The 13,958-nt window shown below is 64.2% G+C and carries 13 protein-coding genes; 9 read left to right on the forward strand and 4 right to left on the reverse strand.

Annotated features, from left to right (window positions below; genetic code table 11):
- Positions 1–398 precede the first annotated feature (398 nt).
- The gene (locus QME24_RS05060) at positions 399–1,310 is read right to left on the reverse strand and encodes a LysR substrate-binding domain-containing protein (RefSeq protein ID WP_009682715.1); all 912 of its coding nucleotides are present in this window, start codon (positions 1,308–1,310) and stop codon (positions 399–401) included.
- Between the two features lie 60 nt (positions 1,311–1,370).
- Positions 1,371–2,033 carry an HAD-IA family hydrolase gene (locus QME24_RS05065; RefSeq protein WP_232892328.1) on the reverse strand — a complete coding sequence of 221 codons (663 nt, stop codon included), beginning with the start codon at positions 2,031–2,033 and terminating at the stop codon, positions 1,371–1,373.
- A gap of 92 nt (positions 2,034–2,125) precedes the next feature.
- On the opposite strand from QME24_RS05065, the gene lexA reads away from it, so the two are divergent.
- The 4 genes from lexA to QME24_RS05085 are packed head-to-tail and all read left to right on the forward strand — an operon-like array spanning position 2,126 to position 7,865.
- The gene (gene lexA / locus QME24_RS05070) at positions 2,126–2,743 is read left to right on the forward strand and encodes a transcriptional repressor LexA (RefSeq protein ID WP_029885416.1); all 618 of its coding nucleotides are present in this window, start codon (positions 2,126–2,128) and stop codon (positions 2,741–2,743) included.
- The gene (imuA, locus tag QME24_RS05075) at positions 2,743–3,363 is read left to right on the forward strand and encodes a translesion DNA synthesis-associated protein ImuA (RefSeq protein ID WP_280091639.1); all 621 of its coding nucleotides are present in this window, start codon (positions 2,743–2,745) and stop codon (positions 3,361–3,363) included. The genes lexA and imuA overlap by 1 nt, the downstream gene beginning before the upstream one ends.
- Positions 3,364–3,369: 6 nt before the next feature.
- A complete protein-coding gene (locus QME24_RS05080; RefSeq protein WP_280091638.1) occupies positions 3,370–4,788 on the forward strand; it encodes a DNA polymerase Y family protein in 1,419 nt (472 codons plus the stop codon).
- A complete protein-coding gene (locus tag QME24_RS05085; protein ID WP_280091637.1) occupies positions 4,785–7,865 on the forward strand; it encodes an error-prone DNA polymerase in 3,081 nt (1,026 codons plus the stop codon). The genes QME24_RS05080 and QME24_RS05085 overlap by 4 nt, the downstream gene beginning before the upstream one ends.
- A gap of 57 nt (positions 7,866–7,922) precedes the next feature.
- Here the strand turns inward: QME24_RS05085 and QME24_RS05090 are convergent, their stop codons facing one another.
- The gene (locus QME24_RS05090) at positions 7,923–8,744 is read right to left on the reverse strand and encodes an aldo/keto reductase (protein ID WP_280091636.1); all 822 of its coding nucleotides are present in this window, start codon (positions 8,742–8,744) and stop codon (positions 7,923–7,925) included.
- The gene (locus QME24_RS05095) at positions 8,732–9,637 is read right to left on the reverse strand and encodes a LysR family transcriptional regulator (protein WP_029885421.1); all 906 of its coding nucleotides are present in this window, start codon (positions 9,635–9,637) and stop codon (positions 8,732–8,734) included. The genes QME24_RS05090 and QME24_RS05095 overlap by 13 nt, the downstream gene beginning before the upstream one ends.
- A 140-nt stretch (positions 9,638–9,777) precedes the next feature.
- Between QME24_RS05095 and QME24_RS05100 the strand changes: the two genes are divergently transcribed.
- The 5 genes from QME24_RS05100 to QME24_RS05120 all read left to right on the forward strand — a co-directional run bounded on the left by QME24_RS05100 (position 9,778) and on the right by QME24_RS05120 (position 13,767).
- Positions 9,778–10,476, forward strand: coding sequence for a CoA transferase subunit A (locus QME24_RS05100; RefSeq protein ID WP_009682727.1), 699 nt, complete (start codon positions 9,778–9,780; stop codon positions 10,474–10,476).
- Between the two features lie 35 nt (positions 10,477–10,511).
- On the forward strand, positions 10,512–11,168 hold the full coding sequence (locus tag QME24_RS05105) for a CoA transferase subunit B (protein WP_009682728.1): 657 nt from the start codon (positions 10,512–10,514) through the stop codon (positions 11,166–11,168).
- A gap of 145 nt (positions 11,169–11,313) precedes the next feature.
- The gene (locus tag QME24_RS05110) at positions 11,314–12,732 is read left to right on the forward strand and encodes a TIGR00366 family protein (protein ID WP_029885422.1); all 1,419 of its coding nucleotides are present in this window, start codon (positions 11,314–11,316) and stop codon (positions 12,730–12,732) included.
- Between the two features lie 55 nt (positions 12,733–12,787).
- Positions 12,788–13,330 (forward strand): XRE family transcriptional regulator, encoded by a 543-nt coding sequence (locus QME24_RS05115; protein ID WP_235767729.1) that lies wholly within the window; start codon positions 12,788–12,790, stop codon positions 13,328–13,330.
- A gap of 260 nt (positions 13,331–13,590) precedes the next feature.
- Positions 13,591–13,767: a hypothetical protein gene (locus QME24_RS05120; RefSeq protein ID WP_009682731.1), complete on the forward strand. Its 177-nt coding sequence runs from the start codon at positions 13,591–13,593 to the stop codon at positions 13,765–13,767.
- Positions 13,768–13,958 lie beyond the last annotated feature (191 nt).

Below are 13,958 nucleotides of genomic sequence, written 5' to 3' on the forward strand. Positions count from 1 at the left end.
TTTGATACGGCCAAGCTTTTCAGCTCTGAACACCTCAGAAAAGCTTGACCGCCAACAGAGTATCTACGTTTGTTTCGGGCCAATTATTCCTGTGGGATTTGCGCGCGAACGCCTTGGCGCATGCCTCAAAATCGCCATACGAACAAGGCGGCCGCGCGCATCTGGCACAGGGGTTACTGGCCCGAAACAAACGTAGGAGCGAGCGCAGCTCGCGATGCGCCGCGCGGGCGGCGCTCGATCTCACAGGCGCTGCATATCTTCTGACAAACACCTGTCAGCCCTAAGGCGATCCTTTTGGGAGCTGGCTTGCCTGCGATGGGTCGCGGAGCGGCCCCAACTGCTCAAGTGGACAGCACTACGCTCCTGGTGCCGCCCTGCATCGTTGCCAGTGCAACAACCTAGCGCTCCAGGCTGTACATCCGGCATTCCGCCAGCAAGGCCAGCAGGTTCGGCTCCCGCTCCCGCGCCTTCAGAAACACCACGCCGATATGCTGCTGCAAACGGTACTGCGGCTGCAGGGCTATCAGCCTGACGCGGTTTTCGTAGACGGCCGCGATGCGCCCCGGCAGCAGGGCAAAGCCCACGCCCGAGCTGACCATGCTCAGCAGGGTGAAGATGTCGTTGACCTGCATGGCCACCTTTGGCTCGAAGCCGGCTTGCTGGAAGACCCGGGCGCCATCGCGGTGTGTGGCAAACCCTTGGGTCAGGGTGATGAAGGTGGAGTCGGCGAGGTCGGCCAGGTCCACCTCGGCCTGCTCGGCGAAGGGGGAGTCGGTGGGTACGGCGAGGAAGATGTCGTCGGAAAACAGCGGCAGTTGTTCGCAGGCCGGGTCGCTGACGCTCTCGTCCAGGGAGACGAGAATGGCCTCCAGTTCATGGTTTTTCAGGCGCTGCAGCAGGTCGAGGTTGGAGCCCAGGGTGAGGTCGATGTTCAGTTCGCTGCGCCGCAGCTTAAGCCCCATCACCAGCTTGGGCACGGTTTTTACCGTTAGCGAGTACAGCGCGCCCAGACGAAAGCGCTCGGCATAGAAGCCGGCAGCTTCGCGGGTCTGGCGCACCATCTGCTCGGCGTCCTGGATCAGCAGGCGGGCTTTCTTTTCCAGTACGTAGGCGCTTTCCAGCGGAATCAGCTGCCGGCCTTCGTGCTTGAAAAGGGCGCAGCGCAGGGCGCTTTCCAGCGAATGGATGGCACGGTGCACGCTGACCGAACTGGTGCACAGTTCGGCGGCAGCGCGGCTGAGGTTGCCGCTGCGCATGAAGGCGAGGAAGGTTTCCAGCTTTTTCAGGGTGAGTTCTTCGTCGATCAGCATGGGGTGGCCTGGGCAGCGCGGTGGTTGGGATGGCTAGGGCTTCAATGGTGCTGTCGAGGATCAAGCGCGCTGGCGTTGCTCGACCAATGCCCACAACTGGGTATCGTTGAAATCAGCGATGACCAACTGTGCCCCCGCTGCCCGCAACCGCTCAGGCGTTTGCGTGGTGGCTACGCCGACGGTAAAGATACCGGCCGCAGTGGCTGCAGCCACCCCCGGCAAGGAGTCCTCGAAAGCCAGCGCCTGCCCGGCCGCGGCGCCCAGCCGCTGCAGCCCGGTAAGGTAGGGCAGTGGGTCGGGTTTGGGCCGCGCCAGCTCGTCGGCCACGACCACATGCTCGAAGCGCTGGGCCAAGCCCATGGCAGCGAGCATGTGCTCGGCATTGAGCCGCGGCGCGTTGGTGACCACGCACATGCCGATGGCGTGGGCCTGGGCATGTTCCAGCAGGCGCAGCAGGCCTGGCATGGGCTGCAACGCCGGCGACATCTCCCGGAACAAGGCTTCCTTGCGGTCGGCCAGCCTCGCGCACTGTTCGGTACTGGCGCCGGGGAACAGTTCGGCGAACAGCTCGCCATTGGCCCTGCCGCTGACCTGGGCCTCGAACTGGGCCTGGCTCAGCTCGCGCCCGTCATGGTCACGCAGCAGTTGGCGAAAGGCCTGCAAGTGCAGGCTGTCGGTGTCGGTAAGGGTTCCGTCGAGGTCGAACAGCAGGGCGGTGAGCATGGGGTATCCCGTTCAGAAAGACACAAGCCGGGGGATCATAACCAATGCAGACGACGAAGGGGTCTGTTCAGCGCGCGGCGAAAGGAGTACAAATGTGCTCCATGAACAACCTTACCCCCAAACGCCGCGCCATTTTCGACTTCATCCGCGAGCGCATCAGCGACCACGGTCAGCCGCCGAGCCTGGCGGACATCGCCACGCGCTTCGGTTTTGCCTCGCGCAGCGTCGCGCGCAAACACATCACCGCCCTGTGTCAGGCGGGTTATATCGATGTCACCCCCAACCAGGCGCGGGGCATTCGCCTGGCCGACCCCCTGCGCCGGCCAGAAATGCTCGAAGTCCCGGTGCTCGGCCAAGTGGCGGCAGGCGCCCCGATCGGCCCGGACCTGGGCATCCACGAGCAGTTGCTGCTCGACCCCAGCCTGTTCCGGCGCACCCCCGACTACTTGCTCAAGGTGCGTGGCGATTCGATGATCGATGACGGCATCTTCGACGGTGACCTGGTCGGCATCCTGCAACAGGCCGATGCCCGTGATGGCCAGATCGTGGTAGCCCGGCTCGACGGCGAAGTCACCATCAAGCGCCTGCAACGCGTGGGCAAGCACTACCGGTTGTTGCCACGTAACCCAGCCTATGCGCCTATCGATGTGCTCCCCACACAGGAGTTCTTCATCGAAGGCGTGTTCTGTGGCTTGCTGAGGCGTGACTGATGGGCGCGGTGGTCGACCTCGACCGGTTGTTGGACCAGCGCCGGGTATGGCGCGGCCGGCAGGCCCAGGCGCGACCGCTGGGGCTGCAGCCAACCGGCCATGCCGCGCTGGACCAACGTTTACCGGAAGGCGGTTGGCCGGCAGCCGCATTGAGCGAACTGCTGTTGGCGAACCCGGGTTGTGGCGAATTGCAGTTGCTGTGGCCAACCCTGGCACGCCTGAGCGCAGAAGCCAGCCGCGTGGTGCTGGTGGCGCCGCCTTTCATTCCCTATGCGCCGGCCTGGCAGGCCGCGGGGGTAGACCTGCGCTGGCTGGTGCAGGTAAACGCCGAGCCCGCTGACGCCCTGTGGGCCGCCGAGCAGTGCCTGCGCTCGGGCAGTTGCGCGGCAGTGCTGTGCTGGCCCGAGCGTGCCGATGACCGTGCCCTGCGGCGCCTGCAAGTGGCGGCGGAAACCGGTCAGGCGCTGGCCTTTGCCTGCCGGCCGCAGCAGGCCGCCCACAACCCGTCACCGGCAGCATTGCGCATCGCCGTGGATACCCGCCCAGCCCAATGGCGGGTGCTGAAAAGCCGCGGCGGCATGCCGCCGGCCCTGCCCATTGCCAGCCAGTGGCAGGGCTGATGCAACATGCTCTGGGCCTGCATCCTGCTTCCGCAAATGGCGTTGGACACCGTCCTGCGCGAGCGCGAAGACCCAGCCAACCCCCTGGTCATCATTGGCGGGCCCAGCCAGCGGCGGGTACTGCAGGCAGTCAACCCGGCAGCGGCGGCACTCGGCCTGCGGGCCGGGCAAACCCTGACCGCTGCACGTGCGCTGGCCGATGGTTTCACCTGTATCGAAACAGACCCCAGGCGCATCGAGCGCATGCAGCAACTGCTGGCCGCCTGGGCCTACCGTTTCAGTGCCCAGGTCAGCCTGCATTACCCGCGTGCGCTGTTGCTGGAGGTGGGCTCAAGCCTGCAGCTGTTCGGCCCATGGCCGGTGATGGAAGCACGCCTGCGCCAGGAACTGGCTGAACTGGGCTTGCGCCAGCGCATCGTGGTAGCCAGCAACCCGGTGGCAGCGCGCATGCTGGCCAATGCCCACGATGGCCTGGTGGTCGCCGATGCCGAAGCCACCCGTAACGCGTTGCTGAACATGCCCATCCAGCGCATCGGCTTGCCGCCAGAGGCTGCCGAAGCCTTTGCCCGCATGGGCTTGCGGCAACTCGGCCAGGTGCTGGCGTTGCCGCGCGACACCTTGGCCAAACGCTTTCCCGCCCAGGTCCAACTGCACCTGGATCAGTTGCTCGGCCTGCGCACCCTGGGGTTGGACTTCTACCTGCCGCCCGATCGTTTCGAGAGCCGGCTGGAGCTGAACTTCGATGTTGAATCGCACCAGGCGCTGTTGTTTCCGCTGCGGCGCATGCTCAACGACCTGGCCGCATTCCTGGCCGGTCGCGATTGTGGCGTGCAGCGCTTTTGCCTGCACCTGGAGCATGTCGAAGGCCCGGACACGTTGCTGAAGGTCGGCTTGCTGGCCGCCGAGCGCGACGCCGCGATGCTGTTCGAACTGGCCCGTGGGCGCCTGGAGCCGCTGCGTATTCCGGCCCCGGTGCGCAACCTGCGGTTGGTCGCCGAAGACCTGCCAGCCTTTGTGCCACAACACCAGGCGTTGTTCGACCCACGGGCGCAACAGGCGCAACCTTGGGAGCAATTGCGCGAGCGCTTGCGCGCGCGGCTGGGCGATGAGGCTGTCCAAGGCCTGAGCGCGGCCGCCGATCACCGGCCCGAATGTGCCTGGCAACTGGCAGAGCAGGGGGCGCTCGGGGGCATGCCGGTGGCCCCGGGCAGTCGCCCTGGTTGGTTGCTGCCCGCGCCGCTGGCGCTGGACGAGGCTGGCTACCGCTTGCTGGGCCCTGGCGAGCGCATCGAGTCGGGCTGGTGGGATGGTGGCGATGTACGCCGCGATTACTACCGCATCGAAACCCGCGACGGCCTGCGTGGCTGGGCCTACCGTGACCTGGGCCAGGCCGGCCCGCTTTGGTTGCAGGGCTGGTTCGCATGAACCCCGCCCCGTATGCCGAGCTGCATTGCCTGTCCAATTTCAGTTTCCAGCGCGGCGCTTCGAGCGCCGACGAACTGTTCCGGCGGGCCAAAGAGCAGGGTTACCAGGCCCTGGCGATCACTGACGAATGTACGCTGGCCGGTATCGTGCGCGCCTGGCAGGCTGCCAAAGTGCACCAGGTGCCGCTGATCGTCGGCAGCGAAGTGCAGCTGCACGACGGCCCCAAGCTGGTGCTGCTGGTTGCCGACCTGGCGGGCTACCAGAACCTGTGCGCACTGATTACCCGCGCCCGACGGCGGGCGGAAAAGGGCCAGTACCAGCTTTTTCGGGATGACCTTCAGCAGCACCATCACGGCTTGCTGGCCTTGTGGGTGGCGGGCGACAGGGGCGATACGGCCACCGGCCAGTGGTTGCGCGGGCTGTTTGCTGAGCGCCTGTGGTTGGCCGTGCACCTGCACCGTGGCAGTGACGATGCCCGGCACCTGCAGGGCCAGCAAGCCCTGGCGGCCGAGCTGGGTATCCGCGCAGTGGCATGTGGCGATGTGCATATGCATGTGCGCGGCCGCCGGGCGTTGCAGGACTGCATGACTGCGATTCGTCAGCATTGCCAGGTGGCCGAAGCCGGGCGTTTTCTGTTTGCCAATGGCGAACGGCACTTGCGCAGCCCGGTACAACTGGCAGAACTCTACCCGCCCGAGATGCTGGCCGAGACCCTGGCCATTGCCCAGCGCTGCCAGTTCGACCTCGGCCAACTGCACTATCAGTATCCACGCGAACTGGTGCCTGAAGCTCATACCCCGGCCACTTGGCTGCGTGCTCTGTGCGAGCAGGGGTTGCCCGTGCGTTGGCCACACGGGCCGAGCGCCAAGGTGCGACAGGTGCTGGACACGGAGCTGGCGCTGATCGAAGAGCTGGGGTACGAAAGCTACTTTCTGACCGTGCACGACATCGTCGCCTTCGCCCGGCGCCAGGGTATCCTCTGCCAGGGCCGCGGCTCGGCGGCCAATTCGGTGGTGTGCTTCGTGCTGGGCATCACCGAGCTCGATCCCATGCAGCACCGGCTGCTGTTCGAGCGTTTTTTGTCACGCGAGCGCAACGAGCCGCCCGATATCGACGTGGATTTCGAACACGACCGCCGTGAAGAAGTGATCCAGTACGTGTTCCGCCGTTATGGGCGGCACCGTGCTGCGCTGACGGCGGTGGTCAATACGTACCATGCTGCAGGTGCCGTGCGCGATGTCGCGCGTGTGCTGGGTTTGCCCATGGACCAGGTCGATGCCCTGGCCAAATGCTGTGGCCGCTGGAGCGACCGCATACCCGACGAACAACGCCTGGCCGAGGCCGGGTTCGAAGCTGGCAGCCCGTTGTTGCGGCGGGTGCTGATACTGGCCGGCGAGTTGATCGGCTTCCCCAGGCACCTGTCGCAGCACCCGGGCGGGTTTGTCATCTCGCAGCAGCCGCTGGACCAGCTGGTGCCGGTGGAAAACGCCGCCATGGCCGAACGTACCGTCATCCAGTGGGACAAGGACGACCTCGACATGGTCGGCCTGCTCAAGGTGGACGTGCTGGCGCTGGGCATGCTCAGTGCCTTGCGCCGTTGCTTCGACCTGCTGCAGCGCCACCGTGGCCGTGAACTGACCCTGGCGACCATCCCCAGCGAAGACCCCGCCACCTACGCCATGATCAGCCGCGCCGAGACCATGGGGGTATTCCAGATCGAGTCACGCGCGCAAATGGCCATGTTGCCGCGGCTGCGGCCCAACACCTTCTACGACCTTGTGATCGAGGTGGCCATCGTGCGCCCAGGGCCAATCCAGGGCGACATGGTGCACCCCTACCTGCGCAGGCGGCTGAAGCAAGAGCCGGTGACCTACCCGTCGCCAAAACTGAAAGAGGTGTTCGAGCGCACCTTGGGTGTGCCACTGTTCCAGGAACAGGTGATGGAGCTGGCCATGGTCGCAGCCGACTATTCACCAGGCGAGGCCGATCAGTTGCGGCGCAGCATGGCCGCCTGGAAACGCCATGGCGGTCTGGAACCGCACCGCCAGCGCTTGCTGCAGGGCATGTTGCGCAATGGCTACGAGCTGGCATTCGCCGAGCGCATTTTCGAACAGATCAAAGGCTTCGGCAGCTATGGTTTTCCAGAGTCGCATGCCGCCAGCTTTGCCTTGCTGTGCTATGCCAGCAGCTGGCTGAAGTGCCATGAACCGGCGATTTTCACCTGCGCCTTGGTCAACAGCTGGCCCATGGGCTTCTACAGCCCCGACCAACTGCTGCAGGAGGCGCGGCGCCAGGGCATCGAGGTACGGCCGGTGGATGTCTGCCACAGTGAATGGGACTGCACGCTGGAGCCGGATGCCCAAGGCACGTTGGCCTTGCGCATGGGCTTGCGCCTGGTCCGGGGCCTGGCCGAAGCCGATGCCAGGCGCCTGGAGCAGGCCCGGGCGCAGCAGCCATGGCGCGACGTGGAAGACCTGTGCCTGCGTGCCGGGCTGGCCACCCGCGCGCGGGCCTGCCTGGCGGATGCCGGCGCGCTTCGCGCCTTGGCCAGCGACCGGCATCAGGCGCGCTGGCAGGTGGCGGCCGTGCAGGCGCAACTGCCGCTGTTTGCCGATGTACAGGCCGTGCCGGAGGTGGCGGTGCAGTTGCCGGCCCCGACAGTGGCGCAGGACCTGGTGGCCGATTACCAGGCGTTGGGTACCACATTGGGGCCGCACCCGTTGACCTTGCTGCGTGCACGGCTGCGGGCACTGGGCTGCCGCAGTTCTGCAGAACTGCAAGGCCTGGAGCATGGCGACAACACCGCCGTGACGGGGCTGGTGGTGGGGCGGCAGCGGCCGCAGACCGCCAGCGGGGTGACGTTCGTCACCCTCGAGGACGAACACGGTATGGTCAACGTGGTGGTATGGCGGGCGCTGGCCGAGCGGCAAAGGCGGGCGCTGGTGGGGGCGCAGTTGCTCAAGGTCAGCGGGCGGCTGGAGCAGCAAAATGGCGTGCGCCACCTGATAGCACGGCGCCTGGAAGATGTGACCGCGCTGTTGCAGGGGTTGGACGTGCGTAGCCGCGACTTTCATTAACGCCGCGGGCTACCCCGCGGCGGCGCGACCACGCATTCACGAAAATGCCTTGGCGGACTACACCATCGCCAAGCGCTGCTTGCGGGTGGGCGCCGGGAAGGCCAGGTCGATTGCGCGCAGGTCTTCGCGGGTCAAGGCCAATGCACCCGCTGCTGCATTCAGCCGAACATGCTCGGGCGCCACGGCTTTGGGGATGGCAATGATGCCATCATCACGGGTAACCCAGGCCAGGCAGACCTGAGCCGGCGTGGCACCATGGCGCTCGGCTATTTCTGCCAGCACCGGGTGCTGCAACAAGCGCCCGGCCTGGGCCAACGGGCAGTAGGCCATGGTCGGTAGCGCGCTTTGTTGGCACCAGGGCAGCAAGTCGAATTCGATGCCCCGCTGGGCCGGGTTGTACAGCACCTGGTTGGTGGCGCAGGCAGGGTTGTTCAATTCGCGCAGGTCGTCGATATCGAAATTGGAAACGCCCCAACGCTTGATCTTGCCCTGCTCGCGCAAACGCTCGAAGGCGTCGACGGTTTCTTCCAGCGGGTGCTGGCCCCGCCAGTGCAGCAGGTACAGATCGATGCACTCGGTACCCAGGCGTGCCAGGCTGCGCTCGCAGGCGCTTGCCATGCCCTGCCGCCCGGCATTGTGCGGGTAGACTTTGCTGACCAGGAACACTTGGTCGCGGCGCCCGGCAATGGCCTGGCCAACCACGGTCTCCGCACCGCCTTCGGCATACATTTCGGCGGTGTCGATCAGGCTCAGGCCCAGCTCGATACCCTGTTGCAAGGCCGCTACCTCTGCCGCCTTGCGCCCAGGGTCTTCGCCCATGTACCAGGTGCCTTGGCCAATGGCCGGCACGCTCGCGCCTGCCAGTTTCACGTAACGCATGTCACCTCCGGGGGCTGTGTATTGGACAGTAGAACTTCAAGCAACGCCTGCGCTGCGGTGGACAGTTTGTGCTCGCTCAGGGCAATTACCCCAATGCGCCGCTCGACCGTGGGTTCGACCAGGGGCACGCAGCGTGCACCCAGTTCCTGCATCTGGTTGATGCACAGGGCCGGCACCGCGCTAACGCCCAGGCCGCTGGCAACCATGCGGCCGATGGTCGCCAGTTGGTGGCTTTCGAAAGCCACGGCCAGTTTGCCGTGCTGGGCGGCAACATTCTGCTCCATCAACAGGCGTACCGCCGACGGCCGCTGCAGGGCCACGAAATCTTCGGCCATGAGTTGCGCCCAACTGACCTGGTTCAACAACGCCAAGGGTGAGTCAGCGGGCACCACCGCGACAAAACGGTCCATGTACAGCGGGTGGAAGTGCAGGCCGTCGGTATTGTCCGGCTCGAAACCAATGCCCAGTTCGACTCGGCGGTGGCGCACCAGTTCCTGCACCTGTTCGTTGATCACATCGTGCACGGTGACGTTGACCTTGGGGTAGCGTTGGCGGAACACCTTGAGGGAATGGGGCAGCAGGTTACCGGCGAACGACGGCATCGCCGCCACCGAGACCCGGCCCAGTTGCAGGGTGAAGCGTTGCCGCAGCATCTCTTCGGTATCGTCCCAGTCGGCCAGCAGCCGCCGCGCCAGCGGCAGCAGCACTTCGCCTTCGGCCGTCAGGCTGACGCTGCGGGTGGTGCGGCTGAGCAGGGCGCCGCCCAGGTTCTCTTCCAGGGCCTTGATGGTCAGGCTCAGGGCCGGTTGCGATACGTGCAGGTGTTCACCGGCCTGTGCGAAGCTCTGGTACTTGGCCACGGCGACAAAGGCGCGCAGTTGCTTGACGTTCATGACGGGCCTATCGTTTATTTTGCGAAATTTATCAATCGATGATGAAAACAAAATTAACAAATCAGTCGCTTGCGGTGAAGATGGCTACACACGCTCACCGACAGCCTCGTCGGTTCAACAACTACAAAAGGCGGATCAGCATGGCCGGACTGGACAAGCGCGTTGCAACCTACGAACAGGCCCTCGACGGGCTGACCGACAACATGACGGTACTGGCCGGTGGTTTTGGCCTGTGCGGCATTCCGGAAAACCTCATCAGCGAAATCAGGCGCCGTGGCGTCAAAGGCCTGACCGTGGTCTCCAACAACTGCGGGGTGGACGGCTTTGGCCTGGGGGTGCTGCTGGAAGACCGGCAGATCCGCAAGATGATCGCCTCCTACGTGGGCGAAAACGCCGAATTCGAGCGCCAGTTGCTCAGCGGTGAGTTGGAAGTGGAGCTGACACCCCAAGGCACCCTGGCCGAGAAAATGCGCGCTGGCGGCGCCGGCATCCCGGCGTTCTTTACCGCCACCGGTTACGGCACGCCGGTTGCCGAAGGCAAGGAGGTTCGCGAATTCAAGGGCCGCAAGTACATCCTCGAAGAGTCCATCACCGGTGACTTCGCCATCGTCAAGGGCTGGAAGGCCGACCATTACGGCAACGTGGTGTACCGCAACACCGCGCAGAACTTCAACCCGCTGGCGGCCACTGCCGGCAAGATCACCGTGGTCGAAGTGGAAGAAATCGTCGAGCCCGGTGTGCTGCTGCCGAGCGAGATCCACACCCCAGGCATCTATGTTGACCGGGTGATCGTCGGCACCTTCGAAAAGCGTATCGAAAAGCGCACCGTCAAGGCCTGAGCGGCCTCCACCAGAACAACAAAGAGATCCTGACCATGGCACTGACCCGCGAACAGATGGCGCAACGCGTCGCCCGTGAACTGAAGGACGGCTACTACGTCAACCTGGGTATCGGCATTCCGACCCTGGTGGCCAACTATGTACCCGCCGACATGGATGTGATGCTGCAATCGGAAAACGGCCTGCTCGGCATGGGCGAGTTTCCCACCGAAAGCACCCTCGACCCCGACATGATCAACGCCGGCAAGCAGACCGTCACCGCCCGCCGGGGTGCCTCGATCTTCGACTCGGCGCAGTCGTTCGCCATGATTCGTGGCGGCCATGTCGACCTGACCGTGCTGGGTGCGTTCGAGGTAGACGTGCAGGGCAATATCGCCTCGTGGATGATCCCGGGCAAGCTGGTCAAGGGCATGGGCGGCGCCATGGACCTGGTGGCGGGCGCCGAGAACATCATCGTGACCATGACCCACGCGTCCAAGGACGGCGAGTCCAAGCTGCTGGCGCAGTGCAGCCTGCCGCTGACCGGTGCCGGTTGCATCCGCAAGGTGCTGACCGACCTGGCCTACCTGGAAATTGAAGACGGTGCGTTCATCCTGCGCGAAACCGCGCCAGGGGTGAGCATCGAGGAAATCGTCGAGAAGACTGCCGGCAAATTGATCGTGCCGGATGATGTGCAGGAAATGACGTTCTAAGGCGTTACGCCACCCAACCCTGTAGGCGCAGGTTGCACCGCTGAGTGTGTCGGTACATTACCGGCATGGTCGCGAGTGAACCTGTACCTACAGGGTTTTTGCGTTGTCTGATTCACCTCATAAAACCAATAAAAGGAATGCCACTGTGGCCGCTGAAATTCAAGACAGCCGTAGCGCGCGCTTTGCCTTGCGCTGCTCCAACTGGGCCGAACGCTGGTTCCCCGACTCCTGGGTATTCGCCGCCTTGGCGGTGCTGCTGGTGTGCATCGGCGCGCTGGCCATGGGGGCCAAGCCGACCGACACCGCCAAGGCCTTTGGCGATGGTTTCTGGAGCCTGATTCCGTTTACCATGCAGATGGCTTTCGTGGTCATCGGTGGCTATGTGGTCGCCAGTTCGCCACCGGCGGCACGCCTGATCGACCGCCTGGCGCGTATCCCTGGCAATGGCCGCTCGGCCGTGTGCTGGGTGGCCCTGATCTCGATGCTGGCTTCCTTGCTCAACTGGGGCCTGTCGCTGGTGTTCGGTGGTTTGCTGGTGCGCGCCCTGGCGCGGCGCACCGACCTGAAGATGGATTACCGTGCTGCGGGTGCGGCCGCCTACCTGGGCCTGGGCGCTGTGTGGGCACTGGGCCTGTCTTCGTCGGCGGCGCAACTGCAGGCCAACCCGGCCAGCTTGCCGCCTTCGATCCTGTCGATCACCGGCGTCATTCCGTTCACCGAAACCATCTTTCTGTGGCAATCCGGGGTAATGCTGGCGGCGCTGGTCATCGTCTCGCTGGTCATCGCCTACGCCACGGCACCCGGGCCGAACAGCGCACGCAGCGCCGAAGCGTGTGGCGTGGACCCCAGCTTCACTGCACCGGCGGCACCCCAGCGCACCCGCCCCGGTGAGTGGCTGGAGCACAGCCCCATCCTGATTCTGCTGCTGGTCGCCCTGGCTGCCGGCTGGCTGTACCAGGAGTTCGCTACCAAACCGGCGATTACCGCCATCTCCGGGCTCAACACTTACAACCTGTTGTTCATCATGCTCGGTGCCCTGTTGCATTGGCGCCCGCGCAGTTTCCTCGACGCCGTGGCGCGCGCGGTACCGACCACCACCGGGGTGCTGATCCAGTTCCCGCTGTACGGTTCGATCGCGGCCATTCTCACCCAGGTGAAGGGCGTGGACGAACAGACCCTGGCCCACCACATATCGTTGTTCTTCACCCAGATCGCCACCCACGACACCTATGCCTTGCTGATGGGCGTGTATTCGGCGGTGCTGGGCTTCTTCATCCCGTCGGGCGGCGGCAAATGGATCATCGAAGCGCCCTACGTGATGCTAGTGGCCAACGACCTGCAATACCACCTGGGCTGGGCGGTGCAGATCTACAACGCGGCAGAGGCCTTGCCGAACCTGATCAACCCGTTCTACATGCTGCCACTGCTGGGCGTGCTGGGGCTCAAGGCACGCGACCTGATCGGCTTTTCCTTCGTGCAACTGCTGGTGCATGTGCCGCTGGTGCTGGTATTGCTCTGGGCGCTGGGCACCACGCTGCAGTATGTGCCACCGGTGATGCCATGAGCGGCGGCTCCACGTATCATGCCCGGGCTGCCTTGGCCTGGGAAACACGCGTCACATGTCTATCCGATTGAAACTGCTGCGCAAGAAACTGGGAATGACCCTGGAAATGCTGGCCGAAAAGACCAGCATGACCAAAAGCTACCTGTCCAAGGTCGAACGTGGCCTCAACACGCCGTCGATTGCTGCCGCCCTGAAGCTGGCGCGCGCATTGAACGTGAATGTCGAGGAACTGTTTGCCGAAGAGCAGGCCGGCCAGAGCCGCTATAGCCTGGTGCGCCACGGCGAGCGCCAGGCGCTGGTGGGTGACGGCCAGGGCCCCGGCTATGCGGCGTTGACCAGCCAGGTGGGGCAGCGCAGCCTGGTACCGTTCCTGATCCAGCCGCCTTCGGAGTTTAGCGACCCGACCTTCAAGGAGCACCAGGGCGAAGAGTTCCTGTTCGTGCACGCGGGCCAGGTGGAGGTGGACTTCATGAACGAGCGGGTGCTGCTGGAGCAGGGCGATGCCTTGCATTTCAACGCGCAAACCCCGCATCGCCTGCGCTCGGTAGGCGCGCAGCCGGCGCAATTGCTGGTGGTCGTTCACCATGCCCAGGAATGAGCCGGGCAGGGCGCTGTTGCAGGCCTGCCTGAACCTTTCACTTTCTCATCCGTGAAACGCTGGCATCCAGCAGCTGGCTGGATGCAGCACTTCCTGTCTGTCGTTTTTTTGACGAATCTGCCTGCCGCCCATTGAATTTTATTATGGTGTCGGATCATTGACGTAGTGTCACTGTGCCCATAAGCTCAATTCAACAGCGACACAAACCCCGCACTACCTCGCCAATAACTCATTGATTTTCCTGTTTAAAGGAAGGGCGTATGCGCACGACTCTGATAATCAAATCGATGTTCTTGCTGGTGCTCTTGAGTGGCGCTGCGCGTGCAGCCGATTCCTATATCAGCCAGAACAGTATCATTCCTGTTTCAACGGCTGGCTGGTTCTTTGCGTTCGCTGTTGTCGGTTTTGTGGCGGTGGCCAACCGCCGGAAAATCTGAACACCCTTTGCCGCAAGTCGCGGGGTGGGGTTTTGCCGCTGGCTTGTTAATTCACCAACCGTTGCTATATTCCCTGTAGCCCATGAAGGTCCATGGTTTCAGGCACCGCAGCCCAGGCTGCACAGCGTCAAGTTAAGGGCCTCCAGGAAGGCCGAGGCCGTCGCGGCAGTGGTGGGTCGCGAAGCGGAGCG

It is taken from the genome of Pseudomonas sp. PARCl1, from assembly GCF_947311875.1.
GTDB classification, from domain to species: Bacteria; Pseudomonadota; Gammaproteobacteria; order Pseudomonadales; family Pseudomonadaceae; genus Aquipseudomonas; species Aquipseudomonas juntendi.